This window comes from Pseudoalteromonas sp. B131b, assembly GCF_037162545.1.
GTDB classification, from domain to species: domain Bacteria; phylum Pseudomonadota; class Gammaproteobacteria; order Enterobacterales; family Alteromonadaceae; genus Pseudoalteromonas; species Pseudoalteromonas fuliginea.
Genome location: NZ_JARLUZ010000001.1, coordinates 3,130,052 through 3,154,785, shown reverse-complemented (window position 1 = coordinate 3,154,785; position 24,734 = coordinate 3,130,052). Strand labels below are relative to the sequence as shown.

The window sequence follows — 24,734 nt, the reverse complement described above, 5'->3', positions numbered from 1 at the left end:
AATAATTAAGTGGTTGCAAATAACTCTAGCAAAAACTTAATGGATCAAAGCTGAACTCCTTACTTTACTAAATATAGTCGGTCTGGAGGATTGTGACACTTATTTTACATTGGGTGCTGTGAGCATTTCTATATGTTGTTTTGCTTCAGTAAGATAGTGTCCAGCAAAAATGTTAGCGTGATTTAAAATTGGGTATAATTGATAAATCAATTTTCGTTTTTGATAGTTTTGCGAAAGCGGATATTGCTGATTGTAGGCAGTATAAAAATTTTCAGGGAGCGGGGCAAACAACTCGCTCATCGCAATATCAACTTCCCGATCACCATAATAACAAGCTGGATTAAATACGGTTGGAAGCATATTGATAAACCCCATGTTTCCGCGCCAAAAATCACCGTGCAGCAATGATGGCTCTACTTGATGGCTATGGAGTTGTTCTTTTATCGTATTTATTAAGCGTTCGGGTTCAACAAAGTTAATGCCTTTTTCAGCGAGTAACTGTAATTGCCAGCCGATACGTTCTTCGGCATAAAATACGTCCCATTTTTTATGCCAGCGGTTAGGTTGTATGGTTGTAGCTAAATAATTGTCTACATCAAAACCAAACATAGCCTGTTCATGTATGGAGTGCATTTTAGCCAAGTTTTTACCCATAGCAGACCACGTATCATGAGGTTGTTTATCAAGTACTAGCCATTCTAAAACGATAAACGAAAATTCTATGTTAGCACCTGTTACAATGCAATCGGGCACCATAAATACACTATTTTGTGCTAAAAGTTCTAAACCGATAGCTTCACTTTCAAAACGTTCCAGTTCATTTTTTAATGCTACTTTTACTAAGTAGTTTTGTGTACCGTTACTTAAATGAAATAGTTTATCGGAGCTGGAACTTTGTAGTTGGCGTTTGTGGGTGTGTTTAAAATCATAATGAATAGCTTGGCTGATGTGCTCGTTTACTGTTTTCCACATAACAATTGCTCACCTTTTAAACAGATAGTTAAACTATGGCAAAAAGGAATTAATTTAACAATCTAAACGTTGTAAAATTAACGGCTATATTGCATAAAACTACATTTACTGTAATGGAGTAAGAATGAACAAAAGTTTAATAACCAATTCGCTAGCAGGTTTATGTGTTGTTGTAGGTTTTGTGTTTAACCAAGCAATTGTGCTATCTGTTGGTTTATTTGCACTTTCTGGCGCGGTAACTAATTTATTGGCTATTCATATGTTATTCGAAAAGGTTCCGTTTTTATATGGCTCAGGCGTTATAGCACTTAAATTTGAAAGTTTTAAAGTGGCCATAAGAAACTTAATATTAACGGAGTTTTTTTCAGAGCAAAAAATTAATAATTTACTAAATAAAGCGCAACCAAATATCGATTTTGAGCCAATAATTAGCAATGTTGATTTAAACCCTGCTTTTGACAATTTGTTAGAAGTAATAGAGCAATCTCAGTTTGGCAGTATGCTAGGAATGTTTGGCGGTACAGCGGCAATAGAGCCAATGCGTGAAAAGTTTATTGAAAAAATGCAACTGTCGCTTGGTGAGATCTCTCAAACTGACGATTTTAAAGCATTAGTAACCCAAACACTTTCACAAGGTAACAGCGCAGAGAGTTTATATAAAACGGTACTTAAATTAGTGGATGAGCGCTTAGATGAGCTTACCCCTAAAATGGTGAAAGAGATTATTCAAACTATGATCCGCGAGCATCTAGGCTGGCTTGTTGTGTGGGGCGGTGTGTTTGGTGGTTTATTTGGCTTAATAGCGGTGATTATCTAACTTAAAATGAATTAAGCAAGCGGTTTAACAGCCTGCTTGATTGCTTTTTAGCTGCCATTTATTTAGGGCTTGTAATAATAGTTACTGTAGGCATGTTTACTTTGGCTAAATCTTTAATTGATGTACGTGTTGTCGCTTTAATATTTAGATAATTAGCGCTTTTATCTAAATTATAGAGTGATACAAACTCTGTTATTGGTAAGTTATTACATTGCAGTTTGTTGATGGCGGCTTTACTGGTACGTAAATCACGCAGTGTTGCACGCAATTTATAGGCTTTATTAGACGCAACAGCCATACAAGCCTGTGTACCTGGGCTTGTATCAGCAGCTACAAATTTTGCTGCTAAAGTTGGTGTTGTAATAAGTGCCGCGCTTAATACTAAGCCGGTATATAAAGTTGCTTTTAATATGTTCATAATTTATTCCTCATTATTTGCGGGTGCAGGGTAAGTATTAAACGAATTGAATAAAAAAGCTGTTAACCAAATGCAACAAGCTGTAAGCAAGTATGTGATTAATGCACACTTATAATTAGGTGTATGAATTAATAGCAATTTAAGTATGTTTTTTGACACACTTATATAAATTTTTTTATTACAGCTGATTTATTTTTTCAGGCTGTTATTATCGCCCCCACAATTTAGTCGTGTTTTTAGGAGCAACGGTGAGCAAAACGTTAGCCAGTTATTATCAGCAAGCATACGCTTGCGATCAGCAGTATTTTAACCAGTGTTTTTATTGTGGTTGTGAAGCAACAGAGCGCGACCATTGTCCGCCATTGCATATGCTACAAAGCATTGTTGATTTAGGTGAAGAGGCTGACTTTATCTCTATCCCTGCGTGTTATGAGTGTCATGCACTTTTACATAACGAAAGACTGATGACGATTGATGAGCGTTTTACCAAGCTTAAAAAAGCTCTCAAATAAATATGCTAAACCACTGCGCGTTTATAACATGTGGGAAGAAAGCGAACTTGGCGACATGAGCGACGAGTTTGCCCATAGTATTCAAGCGGGTATGAAATTAGGAAAAGAAGCCGCTGAGCGTTTAGCCTTTACGGGTTTTAGCTACGCCACAGAAGATGCCAAAGTAGCAGTGCGTGAAAAAACGAAAGAGTTTGATGTAGAGGGCATGATATTTACCGACTTTAAAGAAGCGCTAAATTACTGCATTAATGATTTAAACGTACAAAAAAGTGACTTTTATAAAATTTTGGTTGAAGACTACCAAGGTGATTTTAATAAAGCATTGAGCCAGTATCGTCACCGTCATGACAAAGTAACTGCAGCTAAAGACGGTAATACACTTATTAAAGATTTTTCAAAGCTACATAAGCAAAACTCTGATTTTGTAACGCGTACGGTAAAGCACTTTATAAGCAAAGACCCTCGCTTACCACCGAAGGTGCGCTTGAAAAGTTGTATAACAATTATATAAAGAAATAATTACAGATATTCATCTTAATTAACTGCGTTTTCACCTGTTTTTTTGGCTTTATTCCTTAGCTTTCGCTAAAGTAGCAAAAAAACAGGAGATCCAAACAACATGCAAAAATTTGCACCTTCTTTATTAGCAGTGGGCTTAGCTGCTGCACTTGTAGGTTGCCAAGAAAACGGCCCGCAAGACGATAAAATAACAATTAACAAAAACCCTTACCCAAGTACTTATCAGCCAGTTTCTACATCTAGCACATTAATTACCAATGCCACCGTTTTAACAGGTACTGGTGAGCGTTTAGATGAAACAGATGTATTACTTGTTGACGGCAAAGTACAACAAGTCGGTAAAGACTTAACAGCCACTGCTGATATTACAATTGATGCACAAGGCAAATGGGTAACACCGGGTATTATTGACGTACATTCACATTTAGGCGCATACCCAAGCCCGTCTGTTGAGTCGCATCAAGATGGTAACGAAATGACCAGCCCTAACACTGCAGAAGTGTGGGTTGAGCATTCTGTTTGGCCACAAGATCCAGGCTTTAACCGCGCCCGCGAAGGCGGCATTACTTCTCTGCAAATTTTACCAGGCTCAGCTAACTTATTTGGTGGTCGCGGTGTTACGCTTAAAAATGTCCCTGCACACACTATGCAAGGGATGAAATTTCCAGAGGCGCCGTATGGTTTAAAAATGGCATGTGGTGAAAACCCTAAACGTGTTTATGGTCGCAAAGGCGTGCTGCCTTCAACTCGTATGGGTAATATGGCTGGTTACCGTATGGCATGGGCTGAAGCTGCTGAATACAAACGTGCATGGGATAAGTACGATGCCGATTACGCGGCAGGTTTAAACCCAGAAGCACCAGTACGTGATATTAAACACGATACGCTACGCGGTGTGCTTGAAGGCGAAGTGATGATTCATAATCATTGTTATAAAGCTGAAGAAATGGCAATGATGATTGACCTGTCAAAAGAATTTGGTTATCACGCCGGTACTTTTCATCACGGTGTAGAGGCATATAAAATCGCTGACTTACTTGCCCAGAATGGTTCGTGTGCTGCACTTTGGCCAGACTGGTGGGGCTTTAAAATGGAAGCCTACGATATGGTACAAGAAAACGTGGCTATTGTTGATGCGGTTAAAAACTCGTGTGCAGTTGTTCACTCAGATTCAGATACTACTATTCAGCGTTTAAACCAAGAAGCGGGCAAGGTTATGTACCGCGCTAACGAAAATGGTTTTGATATTTCTGAGCAACACGCTATTAAATGGATCACGTCTAACGCTGCTAAATCGTTAGGTATTGATGATAAAACAGGTTCACTAGAAGCCGGTAAGCAGGGCGATGTTGTTATTTGGAATCAAAGCCCATTTAGTGTTTATGCTAAAGCTGAACAAGTGTTTGTTGATGGTGCAAAAGTTTACGATAGAAACGACAGCGCGTATCAAGCAGTAAGTGATTTTATGTTAGGTCAACAATAAGGAGCACCCAGAATGAAAAATTTATCACGTTCGTTTTCGCTTTCTCTGGTTGCTGCAGGATTATTAGCATCTGGTGCTGTAAGCGCACAATCGTTAGCAATTATTAATGCAACATTACATACGTCATCTGATCAAGGTGTATTAGAAGCGGCAAGCATTGTAATGACAGATGGTAAAATCACCGCGATTAACCCAACTGAAGTGAAAGCCGATAAGGTTATTGATGCAAAAGGTCAAATTGTAACCCCTGGCTTTATTGCAAGTATTAATCAACTTGGTTTAGTTGAAGTAAGTGCAGTTGCGGGCTCACGCGATGCAGGCGAGGATAAAGCCGGTATCGATTTTGACGTAAGCTTGGCTTACAATGCTCATTCAAGCTTAGTGCCTTATGCTCGTAAAGGCGGCGTAACACGCGATGTAATTACTCCTCATGGCGGCGATAGCATTTTTTCAGGCCTTGCGAGTGTTGTTGATTTAAGTGGTAGTTTTGACAGCGACATACAAAAACAGGCCGCTTTAATTGTTTACTTAGGTGAGCGCAGCAAAGGCTCTCGTGCTTTTACTTTGCAAACACTGATTAATAAGCTTGATGAGCACAAAACTAAAGCTGGTAAAAAAGCCAAAAAAGATGATGACAAACCAAGTACTGAAGATAAAGTCATGGCAAAAGTACTCACTGGCGAAATGCCATTAGTGGTTGGCGTATCACGTGCGGCTGATATTATTGAGCTCATTAAAGTAAAAGAGCAATTTGGCATTAATTTAGTGCTTAACGGTGCGCAAGATGCTGTTGTAGTTAAAGAGCGCGTTGCTAAAGCAAATATCCCAGTGATCATTAGTGCAATGGATAGCTTACCAGGAAGTTTTGATTCGCTTCATGCGAGTTTAGATAATGCTAGTGTGCTTGAAAAAGCAGGCGTTAAAGTATTACTAACAGTAGGCGGCGATGCAAGCCACAACATATATCAGCTACGTTTTGATGCGGGCAATGCTGTGTCGTACGGTATGAGCCAAGAAGGTGCGTTAAAAGCGGTTACATCAAACGTTGCTGATGTATTTGGTATTAATGCAGGTAGCCTTGAAGTTGGTAAAGCCGCTGATGTAGTAATGTGGAGTAATGACCCGTTTGAACTAAGCAGTCATGTGAGCAAAATGTTTATCAATGGGGTTGAGGTATCTACACAATCTCGTCAAGATAAACTACGTGACCGCTATACAACTGACTCAAAAATGCCACGTGCATATACTAAATAATTATTTTAAAGGCCGCTATTTATAAAATAGCGGCCTTTTTTACAAGATACAGATATAAAAAAGCCGCTTACTTTTACAAGTAAGCGGCTTTTAAATTTAAACCGATATTTATACTAATTTAGCAAGAATATCGTTAAATGTAGTGCTTGGACGCATCGCTTTGAAGGCCGCATCATCGTTAGGCTGGAAGTAACCGCCTAAATCAACTGCAGGGCCTTGCGCATCGTTAAGCTCACTTACGATTTGCTCTTTATTAGACTCAAGGTCGCTAGCAATTTGAGTAAACTGTGCTTTAAGTTCACTGTCATCATTTTGCTTAGCAAGTTCTTGTGCCCAGAATAAAGATAGGAAGAAATGAGAACCACGGTTATCAATTTCTTTCACTTTACGTGAAGGAGACTTGTTTTCAGCAAGGAATGTACCTGTCGCTTTGTCTAGTGTATCAGCAAGTACTTGTGCCTTGTTGTTACCCGTAGTTACGCTAAGGTGCTCAAGTGATGCAGCTAGTGCTAAAAATTCACCTAAAGAATCCCAACGTAAGTGATTTTCTTTTTCGAATTGTTGAACATGTTTAGGTGCAGAACCACCCGCGCCAGTTTCAAATAAGCCACCACCGTTCATAAGTGGAACAATTGAAAGCATTTTAGCACTCGTACCCAACTCTAAAATTGGGAATAAGTCTGTAAGGTAATCACGTAATACATTACCTGTTACAGAAATCGTGTCTTTACCTTCTTTAATACGCGCTAATGAGAACAATGTTGCTTCAAGCGGTGCTAAAATTTGAATATCCAAACCAGCTGTATCGTGATCTGGTAGGTATTTATTTACTTTTTTGATTAGCTGCGCATCATGTGTACGGTTTTCGTCTAACCAGAAAATAGCTGGAACGCCTGTTGCGCGTGCACGATTTACTGCAAGCTTAACCCAATCTTGAATTGGTGCGTCTTTAACCTGACACATACGCCAGATATCGCCTTGCTCAACACTGTGCTCAAGTAATGTATTACCATTAGCATCAACAACACGGATAGAACCGTCCGCTTTAGCTTCAAATGTTTTATCGTGAGAACCGTATTCTTCCGCTTTTTGGGCCATAAGGCCAACGTTAGGAACGCTACCCATAGTTGTTGGATCAAACGCGCCATTTACTTTACAAAAATCGATAGTTGCTTGGTAAATACCTGAGTAACAACGATCAGGAATTACAAAGCTAGTGTCTTGTAATTTACCATCGTTATTCCACATTTGACCGCTTGAACGTATTGCAGCAGGCATAGATGCATCGATTATTACGTCACTTGGTACGTGTAAGTTTGTAATACCACGGTCAGAATCAACCATCGCAATAGCAGGGCGGTTCGCGTAAACAGCTTGAATATCTGCTTCAATTTCTTCGCGCTTAGCATCGTCTAATGTTTGAATTTTAGAATATACATCGCCTAAACCGTTATTTACATCAACACCTAGCTCTTCAAAAAGCTCACCGTGTTTAGCAAATACATCTTTGTAGAATACTTTTACAGCATGACCGAAGATGATTGGATCAGATACTTTCATCATTGTCGCTTTCATGTGAAGCGAGAATAAAACACCTTTTTCTTTAGCCGCATCAATTTCTGCAGCCAAGAAAGCTTGAAGTTTAGAAGCGCTAATGCTTGATGCATCAATTACTTCGCCAGCTAAAAGAGGTGTGCTTTGTTTAAGAACAGTAACATCACCGTTAGTTGCAACATGTTCAATACGCACATCAGTGGCTGTATCTACAGTGACTGATTGTTCAGACCCAAAGAAATCACCTTCGCTCATGCTTGCAACGTAAGACTGAGAATCTTTGCTCCACGCACCCATTGAATGTGGGTTGTTACGTGCATATTCTTTTACAGAACCTGGTGCGCGACGATCTGAGTTACCTTCACGTAGTACTGGGTTTACTGCACTGCCTTTAATTTTGTCGTAAGCAGCTTGAATTGCTTTTTCTTCATCATTTTTAGGTTCAACAGGGTATTCTGGAAGCGCGTAACCTTTTGCTTGAAGCTCTTTAATTACAGCACGCAGCTGTGGAACAGATGCACTGATGTTTGGTAATTTGATGATGTTCGCTTCTGGTGTTTTAGCAAGCTCGCCAAGTTCAGCAAGTGCATCGCCAATGCGTTGTTCTTGTGTTAAATAATCAGGGAAGCTAGCAATTACACGACCTGCTAATGAGATATCGCGAGTTTCAACTTCAACACCGGCCGCATTTGTATATGCTTGGATGATAGGTAGCAACGAGTAAGTTGCTAGTGCCGGAGCTTCGTCCGTTTTTGTATAGATAATTTTTGATGTCATCATCATTCCTAGATAGTCGACCGATAAGGTCTTATTCAACAATGCAAAGAAAATCATTACTAATGAGTAAATATTATTAAACAAGTTAATAAACACGTACGCTCGTAATGAATAGTTTGTTAGGTGTTGGTACTCAGCGTTGCTTTTTTATAAAAGCAGAATAGTCACACCTGACGAACTGGAATCGTATTTATAGCTAAAAAATCAACAAAAATAAATCAGCCTTTAGCCTAGTACATTTAAAACTGGCAAAAGTATGATAACTGTTGTGTTAATGCGCTGTTCTAGCATTAAGAGTGTAACAAGCTTAAATAAAAAGGGCTAGAGTATGAACGAGCTCAATACTCAGTTAAACAATTAACTCTTAGAACATTGGGGTATATAAAATAAATTCAAGGAAAAGGGTTGAATTTGGGTAAAAAGAGGCAATAAATAAGGATGAAGAGATAAAAAGTATGCTTAAGGAATTAAGCGAGGATCTAAAAAGGTCACTCGCTTTAGTCGAACAGAACATTGTTCACTCTATAATGTCGCCATCAGGGGCAATATTTTTAGCGTGGAGGCCCTTAGGCCCTTGTTCTAATTCGAAAGTTACATCTTGACCAGCTTTAAGTGTTTTATATCCGTCCATTACAATAGTTGAGTAATGAGCGAAAATATCATTCTCGCAGCCGTCTTCTACGATGAAACCAAAACCTTTGGCGTTGTTGAACCATTTAACTTTACCGCAAGCCATACTTCTACATCCTTCAATAAGTTGACTAATTTAGTTATTCTAAACCGTATAATTTGCTAGACTGATTAAGGTTTAATCAATCTATGTTTGACTGTAGTTTATTTAGCCAACCAGTCAAGTGTTTTGAGTTATTTTTTTAACATTTTATTTATTTTTTATTCAAGTTTGCTTGAGTTACAAAGACAAGACTATATTTAATTATGAGTGGTATGAAAGATTCAGGTGTAATTGACACAGTTCGCGACAGTGAAAAGCAAAAGCTACAACCACCGCGAAAATATAAAGTTGTTTTAAATAACGACGACTACACGCCGATGGACTTTGTAATAGAAGTTTTAACGACGTTTTTTAATATGGATAGCGATAGAGCAACCGACGTGATGCTTCAGGTTCATGAAAAAGGTAAGGGTATTTGCGGTGTTTACAGCGCCGATGTAGCCCATACTAAGGTTGAACAAGTTAACCGCTACGCGCGTGATAACGAGCATCCACTGCTTTGTAGTTGTGAGCAGGAATAAATACCAATTTAATGCAATTGGTATAAATACCAATTAGGGTGATCAAACATCCGATTGTTGTGGTATAAATTATTATCTCAGTAAGGGGTTGCCAATGCTAAACAAAGACTTAGAACTCACATTAAATGCCGCGTTTCGTGAAGCGCGCACTCGCCGTCATGAGTTTATGACCGTAGAGCACCTTTTACTTGCGCTGTTAGATAATCCTTCAGCAGGAGAAGCCCTAAATGCGTGCGGTGTTAATCTTTCTGGCTTAAAAACCGAATTATTAGAATTTATTGACGAAACAACACCCGTCATCCCAGATCTAGAAGAAGAACGTGAAACTCAGCCAACGCTTGGTTTTCAGCGTGTATTACAGCGTGCGGTGTTTCATGTGCAATCGTCAGGTAAAAATGAAGTTACTGGCGTAAACGTGCTAGTTGCTATTTTTTCTGAGCAAGAGAGCCAAGCTGTTTATTTACTCAAAAAGCAAGATGTATCGCGCTTAGATATTGTTAACTTTATTTCACACGGTATTTCTAAAGCCGATGATGAGTTAGGGGATGACACCGATGATATTCATGAAGAAGTGCAAGAAGTTCAAAATGAAGAAGCAAGTAAGCTAGACAGCTTTACAACCAACTTAAACGTTCAAGCACGTGAAGGCAATATAGACCCTTTGATTGGACGCGACAGCGAAGTAGAGCGCACGGTACAAGTATTGTGTCGTCGCAAAAAGAACAACCCATTACTAGTTGGTGAAGCAGGTGTTGGTAAGACAGCAATTGCCGAAGGCTTAGCGTATCGTATTGTTAACGAGCAAGTACCAGAAGTAATTGCTGATGCAGTAGTGTATTCGCTAGATATGGGGGCATTGCTTGCGGGTACTAAATACCGTGGCGATTTTGAAAAGCGCTTTAAAAGCTTATTAAAAGAGCTACAAGCACAGCCTGGGTCTATTTTATTTATTGATGAAATACATACCATAATTGGTGCCGGCGCAGCGTCTGGTGGCGTTATGGATGCATCAAACTTGCTTAAACCATTGCTTTCAAGTGGAAAGTTACGTTGTATGGGTTCAACAACTTACAATGAGTATAAAAATATTTTTGAGAAAGATCGTGCACTAGTACGTCGTTTTCAAAAAATAGATGTACTTGAACCAAGTGTTGCCGATACCACCAAAATATTAAATGGCTTAAAAGAGCGTTACGAAGAGCACCATGGTATTCGTTATACTCAAAAAGCATTAAAAGCAGCAGCAGAGCTAAGTGCTAAATACATTAATGAACGCCACTTGCCAGATAAAGCAATTGATGTAATTGATGAAGCCGGTGCAAGTCAGCGCCTGCAACCTAGCTCTAAACGTAAAAAAACCATTGGCGTGGCAGATATAGAACTAATTATATCTAAAATGGCACGTATCCCAGCGCAAAGCGTATCGTCAACAGATAAAGAAACGCTTAAAAATCTAGACCGTAATCTTAAAATGCTTGTGTTTGGGCAAGATCAATCTATTGACGCGCTTACATCAGCTATTCGTTTATCTCGCTCTGGTTTATCAAGCGAAGAAAAACCAGTTGGCTCGTTCTTATTTGCAGGACCTACCGGTGTGGGTAAAACAGAAGTCACTAAACAGCTTGCTAAATGCATGGGTGTTGAGTTTATTCGTTTTGATATGTCTGAATATGTAGAGCGCCATGCTATAAGTCGATTAATTGGTGCTCCACCAGGATATGTTGGCTTTGAGCAAGGCGGTTTATTAACAGAAGCTGTTATTAAAAACCCACATGCAGTTGTACTTTTAGATGAGATTGAAAAAGCGCATCCAGACATTTATAACATCCTGCTACAGGTAATGGATCACGGTACGTTAACCGATAATAACGGTCGTAAAGCCGATTTTAGAAATGTAGTTGTGGTAATGACAACTAACGCTGGTGTGCAAGAAACCACACGTAAGTCGATTGGTTTTACAGAGCAAGATCACACGCATGATGCAATGGGCGAAATTAATAAAGTATTCTCGCCAGAATTTAGAAACCGTTTAGATAACATCATTTGGTTTAATCACCTTGAACGTGAAGTTATTTTAATGGTGGTTGATAAATTTATTGTGGAACTGCAATCCCAGCTTGATAAAAAATCGGTTAACCTTGAGCTTACGTCTAAAGCACGTGAGTGGTTGGCAGATAAAGGCTACGATAAAGCAATGGGTGCACGACCAATGGCACGTGTTATTCAAGAAGAGCTTAAAAAGCAATTAGCTAACGAAATACTGTTTGGTGAACTTGTTGATGGCGGTACGGTTAAAGTATCGGTTAAAGACAAGAAGATTCGGTTTGATTACGAGAGTAGCTTAACACCAGCGTAAAACGTTAATTAAAAAGTTTAGTTAAATAAAATGGCTCGCTACATAATAGCGGGCTATTTTTTTGCCCTTTTTATAGGCAACAAAAAACCCAGTAAAAACTGGGCTTTTTGTTTATTAAATGTAATTGCTAGTCAATGTCTATCAATTACATTTAATAAACGCTTAAAGCTAGTAAAACACTAGCCAAAAACTAAATCTCGTTTACGCACTTACTTAGCGAGCACGGAATACGATACGACCTTTCGATAAATCGTAAGGAGTCATTTCTACCGTTACTTTATCGCCGGTTAAAATACGGATATAGTTTTTGCGCATTTTGCCTGAAATATGAGCCACAACTACGTGACCATTTTCTAGCTCAACTCGGAACATTGTATTTGGTAAAGTATCAAGGACTGTCCCTTGCATTTCGATTACGTCTTCTTTCGCCATGTTTAGCGTAACACCTCTTTAATAGTTAAACGCTGCAGATTTTGCCCAAAATACACCAATAAGTAAAGGCGCAGGGGCTATATTTGCAAATTAAATAGCCACCCACTCATCATTAAGCTGTTTTTGAGCTGGTAAAAACTGAGTTTTGTACTTCATTTTGTTGCATTCATCAATTTGATAGCCCAAGTACACGTATTGCTTATTTTGCTCTTTTGCAAATCTAAGCTGCTCTAATATCATCACAGAGCCTAAACTATAGTGTTCAAAATCGGGGTCGAAAAAGGTATAGATTGCAGAAAAAGCGCTATTCATACAATCAGTTACGGCAACTGCGACTAAAGTATCTTGGTGCCATAGTTCAATAAATGTGATTTTGAGCCAACTGCAAAGTAAAAAGCTTTGAAACTGTTCTTTTTCAGGAGGATACATACTTCCATCCTGGTGACGCATTGTTATGTACTTACTATAAAGCGGATAGTACTCAGGTCGCTCTTGCGTCGAATATTTCACTTCAAACTGGCTTTTTGCTTTGTTTAGTTTACGTTTTTGCGATTTTGAGGGGATAAAGTCTTGTGCTAATACACGTACAGAATTACATGCACTGCATATTGGGCAATGCGGGCGGTAGATTTGGTTACCACTGCGACGAAACCCCAAACCTAATAATGACTCAAATTTGTCGGTACTGTAGCAACTAGGATCTAGAATAACTAAAAGTTGTTCTTGTCTGTTGGGCAAATAACTACAGTCAAACTCTTGGGTTAAACCAACACGTGCAGGAAGTTGTTCATTCATAGATTGCGTCAAGTTCTTGTGGCTCCCACATAATAGGGTTAACGATATAGCTATGTGCAGCTTTTAGTTTAGTCAAAAATGTTGAACGAGGGATTACTTGTGCACCTAAGGTCATTAAATAAGGGTTTTCTAACTGGCAATCAATAAAATGCGCATTGTGACGTTTAAGCCAATTTACCAGTGCCCACATCGCAAGCTTAGAGCAATTGGTTTGATGATGAAACATCGACTCGCCACAAAATACACCATTTTGCATAATGCCGTATAAGCCTCCTGCAAGCTCTCCGTTACTCCACACCTCTAAACTATGAGCAATGCCCGCATTGTGTGCATTAACGTAAGCGTTGAGCATGTCAGAAGTGATCCAGGTACCATCGGTGTCAAGGCGTTGATCGCGACATGCTTCTATCACCTCTTCAAAGGCATTATTAATGGTTACTCTCACAGGGTGCTTTTTTAAATGCTTACGCAGACTCTTACTTATATGAAAATCATCCAGTTCAAAAATCCCGCGTTCGCTCGGCGACCACCACATAATAGGCTCATCTTCACTAAACCAAGGGAATATTCCGCTTTTGTAGGCATTACTTAGGCGAGGTAAACTTAAATCTCCGCCAATTGCGAGTAAGCCATCAGGGGATTCTAATGCGTATTCCGGATTGGGGAATGCTATATCGTTTTCGCTTAATTGGTATAGCTGATTTCTCATACAGTACTTATCTTATAATTGATCGTAAAAGTGTAACTATATTTTAGGCATAAAAAAAGGGCTGAATAATCAGCCCTATAATAATTTATTTAATTGCTTATAAATTATCTAAGAAACGTTCTGCATCAAGGGCAGCCATACAGCCTGTACCCGCTGATGTGATTGCTTGACGGTAAATGTGGTCAGATACATCACCAGCAGCAAAAACGCCTTCTACACTTGTTTGAGTCGCGTTACCGTTCAATCCAGACTCTACAACTAAGTAGCCATCTTTCATTTCTAGTTGGCCAACAAACATATCTGTATTTGGCTTATGGCCAATAGCAATAAATACACCGGCTAAATCTAGTTCTTCAGTTGCATCAGAGTGTGCATCTTTAATACGAACGCCAGTTACACCCATTTGGTCGCCTAATACTTCGTCAAGCGTGCGGTTGTAATGCATTACAACGTTACCGTTTGCTGCTTTTTCAGCAAGGCGGTCAGCAAGTATTTTTTCACTGCGGAAATTATCACGACGATGAATAACATGTACTTCGTCAGCAATGTTAGATAAGTAAAGCGCTTCTTCAACCGCCGTATTACCACCACCAACAACCGCTACTTTCTGACCTTTATAGAAAAAGCCGTCACATGTAGCACATGCCGAAACACCACGGCCTTGGAAATTAGTTTCAGACTCTAAGCCTAAGTATTTAGCAGACGCACCCGTTGCAATGATTAACGCATCACATGTGTAAGTACCTTGGTCGCCAGTTAGTGTGAAAGGGCGCTTAGATACATCTACTTTATTAATGTGATCAAACACAATTTCAGTTTCAAAGCGTTCAGCGTGCTCTTTCATACGATCCATTAATGCAGGACCTGTTAAGCCGTGTGCATCACCAGGCCAGTTTTCAACTTCAGTCGTGGTTGTTAATTGGCCACCTTGTTGAATGCCTGTAATTAAAACAGGGTTTAAATTTGCACGTGCTGCATATACTGCGGCAGTATAACCAGCTGGGCCAGAGCCTAAAATTAGTAGCTTACAATGTTTTGCTTCAGTCATTATTTTTTCCTAAACGTTTAATACGGTCTTTAATGCGCTCGATTCTAAGAAAAACAAGGCAGAAGTAAACAAAATCCGAGATTATTTTTTTTAGCAAATCGAAAAGCTGTGCAGTATTGTGTACTAGAGATTGTGGCTTTTGCGTTTAATAAAGTAAAGTAGCTCAATAAATAGACTAACAGGCAACAAAACAACGTTAATTCATGACCACTTTGATTTTTTTGTTATGTTTTACCTAATTTTATTTGTCACTGATAGATTATGTGACCCAAGTGAATAGGCAACTATGTTATTTTGGCAGGAAAAACCCGCATTCGGGTTGACTTCAAAAGACGTTAACGTCTTAACCAATGCGCAAGATTACCGAACGCAATTGCTACGTTTGATCAGTAGCGCAAAAAAACGAATTTATATCACAGCGCTTTATTTACAAGATGACGAAGCAGGTCGCGAAATTTTAGAAGCTTTGCATCGTGTGTCATTAACAAACCCAGCACTTGAAATAAAAGTGCTGGTGGATTTTCATCGTGCGCAACGTGGTCTTATTGGTGCAGAGAAGTCTGACGGCAATGCAAGTTTATACTGTGACGATTTAGAAAAGTTTAAATCGAACGTACAAGTTTATGGCGTACCTGTAAAAGCTAAAGAATTATTTGGCGTATTACATTTAAAGGGTTTTGTCATTGACGATACCTTACTTTACAGCGGCGCAAGCTTAAACAACGTGTATTTGCAGTATAACGAGCGTTACAGACTCGATCGTTACTTTTTAATAACGCAGAGCGAACTGTGTGACTCAGTGGTTGATTTTATTGAGACAAAGCTAATTAGCTCCGATGCTGTGCCACGCATAGACACACGACCGCTTAAGCGTTTACAAGACTTCAAACTTGATCAAAAGCAATTAATGCGTGACTTAAAAGTCGCAAGTTACAACGCAGCAGAGCAACTAAATACGCAAGCATTAGGTATTCGTTTATTTTTGGGGCTTGGCCGTCGTAATAACGAATTAAATCGTTTAATAAAAGCGTTATTTGATACCACAGAGCAAGAGCTTGTGTTGTATACGCCATACTTTAATTTTCCGGCGCCGCTTATGCGATCACTGCGCCGTTTATTAAAGCAAGGCAAACAAGTGACTATTGTGGTAGGCGATAAAACAGCAAATGACTTTTATTTACCGCCAAGTGAGCCGTTTAGTAAAATAGGGGCACTACCTTATTTATACGAAACTATTTTGCATAAGTTTGTAAAAACGCAAAAACGCCATATCGATAACGGCAATTTAAATGTGTATTTGTGGAAAGATGGAAGTAATTCGTTTCATTTAAAAGGTATTTGTTCAGATAGAACAAAACATTTACTGAGCGGGCATAACTTAAATCCGCGTGCATGGGGCCTTGATATCGAAAATGGTATTTTAATAGAAGATCCAGAGCAAACAATTATGGATGCCATTGATAACGAAAAGCATGAAATTTTACAACACTGTCGCCGTTTAACAGGCCCAGATGATTTAGAAACGATGGATGATTACCCGCAGCCAGTTAAAAAACTACTTGGCCAAGCTAAGCGTGTAAAAGTAGATTTTATAATCAAGCGTTTTATATAAATTCATTTTAAATCAGACACAAAAAAAGCAGCTAATTAGCTGCTTTTTTTATGGGTTGTAGTTAAGTTACTATGTTATTTAATACCAACCTAACTACAAAACGCTAAATTATGCGTTTTCTACCGCTGTGCGTGGGTCAACATATTCCATGTTGAACGCTTGTGCTACTTCTTTGTAAGTTACTTGGCCTTTAATTACGTTTAAGCCTTTTAAGAAGTGAGCGTCATCTAGTAGCGCCTTTTTATAACCTTTATTTGCAAGGTTAATGATGAAAGGCAATGTTGCATTGTTAAGTGCAAACGTAGATGTGCGTGGAACAGCACCTGGCATGTTAGCAACACAGTAGTGAACAACTTCATCAACGATGAAAGTAGGATCAGCATGCGTCGTTGCTTTAGAGGTAGCAATACAGCCACCTTGGTCGATTGCAACGTCAACAATTGCAGAGCCAGGTTTCATTGCTTTAATGTGCTCTGCAGTGACTAGTTTAGGTGCAGCTGCACCTGGGATTAGTACGCCACCAATTACTAAATCAGCTTCTAGTACGTGTTTTTCTAGTGCATCAGCAGTTGAGTAAATAGCTTTTACTTTATTACCAAATTGCGCGTCTAGTGCACGTAATACGTCGATGTTACGATCAAGAACCACAACTTCAGCACCAAGGCCGACAGCCATTTGAGCAGCGCTACGACCAACCATGCCGCCGCCAATTACAACAACTTTAGCTGCTTCAACACCTGGTACGCCACCCAATAGCATGCCACGACCGTGGTTAGATTTTTCTAGCGCTTGTGCACCAGCTTGAATAGACATACGACCAGCCACTTCGCTCATAGGCGCAAGAAGCGGTAAACCACCGCGTGAGTCAGTTACAGTTTCGTATGCAATACAAATAGCTTTGCTTTTTACAAGGTCTTCAGTTTGTGGAAGATCAGGTGCAAGGTGTAAGTAAGTGAAAAGGATTTGGTCTTCACGCAACATTGCACGTTCAACAGCTTGTGGCTCTTTTACTTTTACAATCATGTCGGCTTTAGCGAAAACATCAGCAGCAGTTGCTAAAATTTCAGCACCTGCTTGTGTGTAGTCTTCGTTAGTAAAACCAATGCCCATGCCTGCATCAGTTTCTACAATCACTTGGTGACCGTGGTTTACTAATTCACGAACACTCGCAGGAACCATACCTACACGGTATTCATGGTTTTTAATTTCTTTAGGTACACCAATAATCATAACATTTGCCTTATTAAGAACGGATTAACATTTTTCACTATTATATTCATCATAAGCCAGTGTGTCTCACCTTTTTTAAAGTAGGTTCTAGTGTTATTATCTAAATAATAAAAATAAACAGCATAAAAAACTAGTTGGTACTATGCATCAGTTATTAGATAGAATTGACCGGAAAATTTTGATGGAATTACAACATGATGGACGCCTTTCCAATGTTGAACTGGCCAGACGAGTTGGCCTAAGCGCCACGCCCTGTCTCGAACGGGTAAAAAAACTAGAACGAGAAGGTTACATATTAGGTTACAAAGCAGTGGTCGACCCTGCTAAGCTTGGGCAAGGTTTATCGGTGTATGTAGAGGTAACAATTACCAAAACATCACCCGATGTATTTGATGAGTTTAGTGCTGCTGTAAAAAAGCATGAAGAAATTATAGAATGCCATTTGGTGTCGGGTAATTTCGACTTTTTACTTAAAACACGCGTAAATGATATGTCAGAATACCGTGGCGTATTAGGCGACATACTATTGAAACTTCCAAATGTAAGTGAAAGCCGTACTTATGTAGTAATGGAAGAAGTAAAAGGTGAAGAAGGTGTAATTATTCGCCCGTATATTGCTTAACAGTATTTATAATAGGCTGACATTTGCTTTTATCTGCCTAAATTATAAAAACGTGTTCATAATCAGGCCATCAAGGTTAAGATAAAGTGCAACAAATTGCATTTCCTGCTAAGGTATTTCACTGCTAAGTAAGTGTGAATAAAATAGAATAATAAAGAGGAATAGGGAACTATGCGCCTAAACGGTGTGCAAAGACTATTAGAAACAGGGCTGATTATCAGTACCTTTACAGCAATATTTATTTTATGTGCCTTAATCAGCTTTGATCCAGTTGATCCTTCGTGGTCGCAAACTGGTGAATTTAGAAACGTAAAAAATATTACGGGCACAGCTGGTGCATGGATAGCTGACATTTTATTACTTACTTTTGGTTGGTTGGCTTATTTAGTACCTGCTGCCATTCAATTATTTGGCTACTTGTTATTTAAACAACCTCACCGCATTTTACAGCTTGATTACACTACTTTAGCGCTGCGAGTTATTGGTTTTGCTTTATTTATTACCTCAGCTACCGCTATTAGCAGTATCAACTTTGACGATATTTATAACTTCTCTTCTGGTGGGGTAGTGGGCGATGTTATTGCATCAGCCATGATGCCTGCATTTAACTTTACCGGTACATCTATATTATTGCTGTGTTTCTTTTTTGCCGGACTAACTCTATTAACGGGTGTATCGTGGGTTGATTTTGTTGATTATCTTGGCGATTTAATGGTTAGGTTTTATCGTTTTATCGTGTCGTATGCAAAAGGCTGGATGCACCGAGAACACGCTTCAGGTACAGTAAATAATAACGATGAAGTAGACGCCCATTTTGAAGACGATATAAAAGAGCAAATAGAGCTGCCTGCATCGGCTAAAAAAGCAGATAAACAAAAAGCAATTAACAAACCGCAAACGCCATTTAGCGAGCCACAAATTAGTGACGACTTTATGCCGTTTGATGAACTCGACGATATACTCGATCAAGAAATTGGCTTTAGCGCCATAGACGACGAGCCAATGGACACGGCTGCTGCATTAAATGCGCTTGATCAAAGCCAAGTTGTAGAACCTGAAAAGCCAGTTACAACGGTTGTATCACCAGCAAGGCCAATGCCTAAGCCAAAAGCAGCCTATCAGCCACCACCAACAGCAAAAGAAAAATTTGAGCAATTATTAACGCAAGAGCCACCACCGGGGCCATTACCGTCACTCGATTTACTCGATAGACCGGACAAAGCTAAAAACCCAATTTCGCAAGAAGAACTCGATACAGTATCGCGCCTAGTAGAGACAAAGCTGCTCGACTTTAACGTACAAGCAACTGTTGTAGCGGTATACCCAGGCCCCGTTGTTACACGTTTTGAACTTGATTTAGCGCCAGGTATAAAAGTGTCTAAAATTACGGGCTTGGCTAAAGATTTAGCCCGTTCGCTTTCGGCAATTAGTGTACGTGTTGTAGAAGTTATTCCAGGTAAAACCTATGTTGGTATTGAACTTCCAAATAAACACCGTGAAATAGTTCGTTTATCAGAAGTTATAAACGCCCCTAAATTTGAGCAAAATCCGTCGCCACTTACCATGGTGCTTGGTAAAGACATTGCCGGTCAGCCGGTATGTGCTGATTTAGGTAAAATGCCACACTTATTGGTGGCCGGTACAACCGGTTCGGGTAAATCAGTGGGCGTTAATGTCATGATCGTAAGCTTGCTGTACAAATCGGGTCCTGACGATGTACGTATGATCATGATTGACCCTAAAATGCTTGAGCTTTCAGTATATGAAGGCATTCCGCATTTATTGTGTGAAGTAGTGACCGACATGAAAGAAGCCGCTAACGCACTGCGTTGGTGTGTTGGCGAAATGGAACGTCGTTATAAATTAATGTCAGCATTGGGTGTGCGTAACTTAAAAGGTTACAACCAAAAAGTGCTTGAAGCCAATGAAGCGGGTTACCCAATTCTTGATCCATTATTTAAAGACACTGATGGCATGAAAGAAGGCCCCGACGAGCTAGGTAAATTACCAAGTATTGTTGTAGTAATAGACGAATTTGCCGACATGATGATGATTGTAGGTAAAAAAGTAGAAGAACTTATTGCACGTATAGCCCAAAAGGCACGTGCGGCAGGCATTCACTTAGTGCTTGCTACGCAGCGTCCGTCGGTAGATGTAATTACTGGCTTAATTAAAGCTAATATTCCAACACGTATGGCGTTTCAGGTATCGAGCAAAATAGATTCACGGACAATACTTGACCAACAAGGCGCCGAAAACTTACTAGGTATGGGCGACATGCTTTATTTACCGCCAGGCACTAGCGTACCAGAGCGTGTGCATGGCGCGTTTGTAGACGACCACGAAGTACACGCCGTAGTAAACGATTGGAAAGCGCGTGCTAAACCAAATTATATTGATGAAATACTCAATGGTGATGCCAGTGAAGATATTTTATTACCAGGTGAAGCTAGCGAAAACGCAGATGAAGAATCAGACCCGTTATACGACGAAGCTGTGTCGTTTGTAATTGAAACCGGCAAAGTATCGGTATCGTCAGTGCAACGTAAATTACGTGTTGGCTATAACCGCGCAGCACGTTTAGTAGAACAAATGGAAACATCGGGTATCGTGAGTTCACCAGGTCATAACGGTGCTCGCGATGTATTAGTGCCTAATGGAGCAAATTCATGAAAAAAGTTAACGCCTTATTATTAGTATTAGGCAGCGTACTTGCCGCACCAAGCTTTGCTGACGACAGCCAAGCATTACAAGACAGACTTGCCACTTTAAAAAGTTTCAAAGCGCAGTTTGCACAAAAAGTAACAGACAAAGAAGGCCAAGCTGTTATGCAAGGCGAGGGCACAATAGCGCTTCAACAGCCTATGATGATTCGCTGGCAGCAAACAAACCCAGACGATACGTTATTTGTATCAAACGGTGATAAAACTTATTACTTCGACAGCTTTGCTGAGCAAGTAACGATTATGAAAACCAGCGGTTTAATCGATTCAACACCGTTTGTGTTACTTACCTCAAAAGATCCAGCACAATGGGAAAAGTACAGCGTACTTGCAACAAATACAGGTTTTAGCGTAACACCAAATAAAGGCGTAGAAAGCCAAGTTGAGCAACTTGATATAACCTTTGCAGGTAATGAGCAAGGCCTTGCTAAATTAGTAGTTACCGACAATTCAGGGCAGCTATCGTCATTTACATTTAATGATGCACAAGTTAATGCGCCGCTTGATAAAAGCACGTTTGAATTTACGCTTCCTGAAGGTGTTGAAATAGACGATCAGAGTAACGGTGAGTAATTTAGGTTTTAACTTTGGGCCTGATGTACGCCCACTTGCCGCGCGTATGCGCCCTACAACGCTTGATGAATACATTGGTCAGCAGCATTTATTAAGCGCTGATAAACCACTGCATCAAGCCATTGTCGCAGGGCGATGCCATAGTTTAATTTTATGGGGCCCGCCCGGTGTTGGTAAAACAACGCTTGCGCAAATAATTGCCAACCATGCTGATGCCTCACTTATTCAAATGTCAGCGGTAACCGCAGGCGTAAAAGATATACGCGATAGCGTAACGCAAGCGCGGGACAACCTAGAAAGCCGTGGCCAACGAACCCTTATGTTTGTTGACGAAGTTCACCGCTTTAATAAATCCCAACAAGATGCCTTTTTACCGCACATAGAAGACGGCACCTTTATATTTGTAGGTGCAACCACAGAAAACCCATCGTTTGCCCTTAACAACGCTATATTGTCGCGAGCACGCGTGTATGTTTTAAAATCGCTTGCCGATACCGACTTATACACCGTAATAGAGCGCGCACTTAAACAAGACGAGCAGCTAAGCCAAAAACACATCACTATTGCCGACAACGCCAAACAGGCACTGTGCCAAGCAAGTGGCGGCGATGCGCGTAAAGTACTTAATTTACTTGAACAAGCAGTTGACTTAACAACCGAGCAAAATGGTCAATACAACGTAGACGAGCACGTACTTAGCCAAGTGTTACCAACGCATTTAGCTAAATACGATAAAGGCGGCGATGAGTTTTACGATTTAATATCAGCCTTTCACAAATCAGTACGAGGTAGCTCCCCCGACGGCGCACTGTATTGGTATTGCCGAATTCTAGCCGGTGGCGGCGACCCTTTATATGTAGCAAGGCGATTACTTGCCATTGCAACAGAAGACATTGGCAACGCCGATCCGCGCGCAATGGAAGTGGCCTTAAATGCGTGGGATATATTTCAACGTGTTGGCCCAAGCGAGGGCGAGCGTGCAATTGCACAAGCCACACTGTATTTAGCCAGCGCACCTAAAAGTAATGCGGTGTATATGGCGTTTAATCAAGCCAAAGCAGACGCTCAAAACGAGCCAAGTTACCCAGTACCAGAGCATTTACGCAATGCGCCAACTAACTTAATGAAAGACTTAGGGTATGGCACTGAGTACCGTTATGCGCATAACGAAGAAGGCGCATTTGCTGCAGGTGAAAAATATTTACCACCTGAAATGGATGGCAAAGAGTATTACTTACCGAGCGAGCGCGGACTTGAGCAAAAAATTAAACAAAAACTCGATTACCTAAAAGAGCGCGATGCGCAAAGCCCACTTAGACGATACGAAAATGATTAAACTTTATATGATGATCGCCCTTGGCGGAGCCTCAGGTGCGTGTTTACGGTTTTTTATTAGCGAAAGCATGCTAAAACTCCTCGGTAGGGGATTCCCTTTTGGCACGTTGACGGTTAATATTCTGGGTTCATTGTTAATGGGCATTTTGTACGGTTTGATAGATAAAGAAATTATCACCGCAAGCCCCGCCAAAACCCTTATCGGTATTGGCTTTTTAGGTGCATTAACCACCTTTTCAACATTCTCAATGGACTCGTTGTTGTTATTACAACAAGGTCACTTTATTAAAATGGCCCTCAATATCATCTTAAACGTGATGGTGTGTATTTTTATGGCTTGGCTGGGCCTTCAGCTAGTAATGCAAAAAGGTTAAAAAACTAACATGTTAGATTCTAAATTTTTACGTCAAGACATCGAACAAACTGCAGCACGTTTAGCGGCGCGCGGTTACGAACTCGATGTAGCGACGGTAACGGCACTTGAAGAAAAACGCAAAACATTACAAGTAAAAACGCAAGAACTTCAGAGTCAACGTAATGCAAGCGCAAAAGCAGTTGGTCAAGCCAAAGCAAAAGGCGAAGACGCACAGCCATTACTTGATGCAGTGGCTAACTTAGGTAGTGAGCTAGACGCAGCTAAAACAGAGCAAGATGAAGTATTAGCCGCGATTAACGACATTGCGTTAGCAATTCCAAACTTGCCAGACGAGTCAGTACCCGCCGGTAAAGACGAAGACGACAACGTTGAAATTTTAACGTGGGGCACACCTAAAAAATTCGATTTTGAAGTTAAAGACCACGTAGATGTAGGCCAAGACCTAAACGGTTTAGACTTTGAAATGGGCGTTAAAATTAGTGGTGCACGCTTTACCGTAATGCGCGGCCAAGTTGCGCGTATGCACCGTGCACTAACGCAATTTATGCTAGATACACACGCTGATAAAAACGGCTACACAGAAATGTATGTACCGTACTTAGTAAATAGCGCAAGCCTTTACGGCACAAGCCAATTACCTAAATTTGCGGGCGATTTGTTCCACACATTAGGCCTTGTAAACGACGACGGCGAACAACAAGCCGGCTTTAGCTTAATTCCTACAGCTGAAGTACCGCTTACAAACAGCGCCCGCGACGAAATTTACGATGAAAGCGATTTACCAATTCGCTTAGTTGCCCACACGCCGTGTTTTAGAAGCGAAGCAGGCAGTTATGGTCGCGATACACGTGGTCTAATTCGTCAACACCAGTTTGATAAAGTTGAACTTGTACAACTTGTAAAACCAGAAGACTCAATGGCAACACTTGAAGAGTTAACAGGTCACGCAGAGCAAATACTACAAGCGCTTGAACTTCCGTACCGTAAAGTGATTTTATGTATGGGCGACATGGGCTTTGGCTCAGCTAAAACATACGATTTAGAAGTATGGCTACCTGCTCAAGACACATACCGCGAAATTTCATCATGTTCAAACATGGCAGATTTTCAGGCGCGTAGAATGCAAGCACGTTTTCGTCGTGAAGGTGTTAAAAAGCCAGAGTTACTACATACACTAAATGGTTCAGGCTTAGCTGTTGGGCGTACACTAGTAGCAATACTAGAAAACTACCAGCAAGCCGATGGTTCAGTAGTAGTACCAGAAGTATTACGCCCATACATGGGTGGACTTGAAGTAATTGGTAAGCAATAAAAATCAAGTTTAAGTTAAGCAAGCTTTAAGCTTGTAAATCTTAATTAGAAA

The 24,734-nt window shown here is 40.2% G+C and carries 21 protein-coding genes and 1 pseudogene; 13 read left to right on the top strand and 9 right to left on the bottom strand.

Translation table 11 applies throughout. From position 1 onward, the window contains the following. Positions 1-99 precede the first annotated feature (99 nt). Positions 100-972: a fructosamine kinase family protein gene (locus P4S65_RS14530; RefSeq protein ID WP_337120449.1), complete on the bottom strand. Its 873-nt coding sequence runs from the start codon at positions 970-972 to the stop codon at positions 100-102. 124 nt (positions 973-1,096) lie between these two features. Here P4S65_RS14530 and P4S65_RS14525 point away from each other — a divergent pair, with 124 nt between their 5' ends. After that, entirely contained in the window at positions 1,097-1,789 is a 693-nt protein-coding gene (locus P4S65_RS14525; RefSeq protein ID WP_007375657.1) for a hypothetical protein, read from the top strand. A gap of 58 nt (positions 1,790-1,847) precedes the next feature. Here the strand turns inward: P4S65_RS14525 and P4S65_RS14520 are convergent, their stop codons facing one another. After that, positions 1,848-2,207 carry a DUF3718 domain-containing protein gene (locus P4S65_RS14520; RefSeq protein ID WP_096793240.1) on the bottom strand — a complete coding sequence of 120 codons (360 nt, stop codon included), beginning with the start codon at positions 2,205-2,207 and terminating at the stop codon, positions 1,848-1,850. A gap of 248 nt (positions 2,208-2,455) precedes the next feature. Here P4S65_RS14520 and P4S65_RS14515 point away from each other — a divergent pair. The 3 genes and pseudogenes from P4S65_RS14515 (at position 2,456) to P4S65_RS14505 (ending at position 5,975) form a co-directional block, all read left to right on the top strand. Continuing rightward, positions 2,456-3,238 (top strand): annotated as a pseudogene (locus tag P4S65_RS14515) (hypothetical protein). A gap of 100 nt (positions 3,239-3,338) precedes the next feature. Then, on the top strand, positions 3,339-4,721 hold the full coding sequence (locus tag P4S65_RS14510) for an amidohydrolase (protein WP_008136198.1): 1,383 nt from the start codon (positions 3,339-3,341) through the stop codon (positions 4,719-4,721). A gap of 12 nt (positions 4,722-4,733) precedes the next feature. Continuing rightward, on the top strand, positions 4,734-5,975 hold the full coding sequence (locus tag P4S65_RS14505; RefSeq protein WP_096793238.1) for an amidohydrolase family protein: 1,242 nt from the start codon (positions 4,734-4,736) through the stop codon (positions 5,973-5,975). Between the two features lie 108 nt (positions 5,976-6,083). On the opposite strand, the gene P4S65_RS14500 is transcribed toward P4S65_RS14505, so the two are convergent. Both P4S65_RS14500 and cspD read right to left on the bottom strand, forming a co-directional pair. Further along, positions 6,084-8,306 (bottom strand): NADP-dependent isocitrate dehydrogenase, encoded by a 2,223-nt coding sequence (locus P4S65_RS14500; protein WP_337120766.1) that lies wholly within the window; start codon positions 8,304-8,306, stop codon positions 6,084-6,086. 517 nt (positions 8,307-8,823) lie between these two features. Next, positions 8,824-9,042 (bottom strand): cold shock domain-containing protein CspD, encoded by a 219-nt coding sequence (gene cspD, locus P4S65_RS14495; RefSeq protein ID WP_002962500.1) that lies wholly within the window; start codon positions 9,040-9,042, stop codon positions 8,824-8,826. A gap of 209 nt (positions 9,043-9,251) precedes the next feature. On the opposite strand from cspD, the gene clpS reads away from it, so the two are divergent. Continuing rightward, positions 9,252-9,560, top strand: a complete 309-nt coding sequence (clpS, locus tag P4S65_RS14490) for an ATP-dependent Clp protease adapter ClpS (protein ID WP_007375663.1) — start codon at positions 9,252-9,254, stop codon at positions 9,558-9,560. Positions 9,561-9,654: 94 nt separating this feature from the next. Beyond that, entirely contained in the window at positions 9,655-11,916 is a 2,262-nt protein-coding gene (gene clpA, locus P4S65_RS14485) for an ATP-dependent Clp protease ATP-binding subunit ClpA (RefSeq protein ID WP_033030412.1), read from the top strand. 213 nt (positions 11,917-12,129) lie between these two features. Here clpA and infA read toward each other — a convergent pair whose 3' ends face one another. From infA to trxB, 4 genes are all read right to left on the bottom strand, one after another. After that, positions 12,130-12,348, bottom strand: coding sequence for a translation initiation factor IF-1 (gene infA, locus P4S65_RS14480; protein WP_002962494.1), 219 nt, complete (start codon positions 12,346-12,348; stop codon positions 12,130-12,132). A gap of 90 nt (positions 12,349-12,438) precedes the next feature. Further along, a complete protein-coding gene (locus P4S65_RS14475; protein ID WP_337120448.1) occupies positions 12,439-13,143 on the bottom strand; it encodes an arginyltransferase in 705 nt (234 codons plus the stop codon). Further along, a complete protein-coding gene (gene aat / locus P4S65_RS14470) occupies positions 13,136-13,852 on the bottom strand; it encodes a leucyl/phenylalanyl-tRNA--protein transferase (RefSeq protein WP_096793234.1) in 717 nt (238 codons plus the stop codon). Before aat ends, P4S65_RS14475 begins: the two co-directional genes overlap by 8 nt. A 97-nt stretch (positions 13,853-13,949) precedes the next feature. Further along, on the bottom strand, positions 13,950-14,900 hold the full coding sequence (gene trxB, locus P4S65_RS14465; protein ID WP_337120447.1) for a thioredoxin-disulfide reductase: 951 nt from the start codon (positions 14,898-14,900) through the stop codon (positions 13,950-13,952). Positions 14,901-15,186: 286 nt separating this feature from the next. Here trxB and pssA point away from each other — a divergent pair, with 286 nt between their 5' ends. Beyond that, positions 15,187-16,512 carry a CDP-diacylglycerol--serine O-phosphatidyltransferase gene (gene pssA / locus P4S65_RS14460; RefSeq protein ID WP_096793232.1) on the top strand — a complete coding sequence of 442 codons (1,326 nt, stop codon included), beginning with the start codon at positions 15,187-15,189 and terminating at the stop codon, positions 16,510-16,512. A 108-nt stretch (positions 16,513-16,620) separates the two neighbouring features. On the opposite strand, the gene ald is transcribed toward pssA, so the two are convergent. After that, the gene (ald, locus tag P4S65_RS14455) at positions 16,621-17,742 is read right to left on the bottom strand and encodes an alanine dehydrogenase (RefSeq protein ID WP_007375670.1); all 1,122 of its coding nucleotides are present in this window, start codon (positions 17,740-17,742) and stop codon (positions 16,621-16,623) included. 142 nt (positions 17,743-17,884) lie between these two features. On the opposite strand from ald, the gene lrp reads away from it, so the two are divergent. From lrp to serS, 6 genes are all read left to right on the top strand, one after another. Continuing rightward, entirely contained in the window at positions 17,885-18,364 is a 480-nt protein-coding gene (lrp, locus tag P4S65_RS14450) for a leucine-responsive transcriptional regulator Lrp (protein ID WP_033014887.1), read from the top strand. Positions 18,365-18,535: 171 nt separating this feature from the next. Beyond that, positions 18,536-21,037, top strand: coding sequence for a DNA translocase FtsK (locus tag P4S65_RS14445; RefSeq protein ID WP_337120446.1), 2,502 nt, complete (start codon positions 18,536-18,538; stop codon positions 21,035-21,037). Beyond that, positions 21,034-21,660, top strand: a complete 627-nt coding sequence (gene lolA / locus P4S65_RS14440) for an outer membrane lipoprotein chaperone LolA (RefSeq protein ID WP_337120445.1) — start codon at positions 21,034-21,036, stop codon at positions 21,658-21,660. Before P4S65_RS14445 ends, lolA begins: the two co-directional genes overlap by 4 nt. Then, positions 21,653-22,996 (top strand): replication-associated recombination protein A, encoded by a 1,344-nt coding sequence (locus tag P4S65_RS14435; protein WP_337120444.1) that lies wholly within the window; start codon positions 21,653-21,655, stop codon positions 22,994-22,996. The genes lolA and P4S65_RS14435 overlap by 8 nt, the downstream gene beginning before the upstream one ends. Beyond that, positions 22,989-23,369, top strand: coding sequence for a fluoride efflux transporter CrcB (crcB, locus tag P4S65_RS14430; RefSeq protein WP_021032117.1), 381 nt, complete (start codon positions 22,989-22,991; stop codon positions 23,367-23,369). The genes P4S65_RS14435 and crcB overlap by 8 nt, the downstream gene beginning before the upstream one ends. 9 nt (positions 23,370-23,378) lie before the next feature. Next, entirely contained in the window at positions 23,379-24,683 is a 1,305-nt protein-coding gene (gene serS, locus P4S65_RS14425; protein WP_337120443.1) for a serine--tRNA ligase, read from the top strand. Positions 24,684-24,734 lie beyond the last annotated feature (51 nt).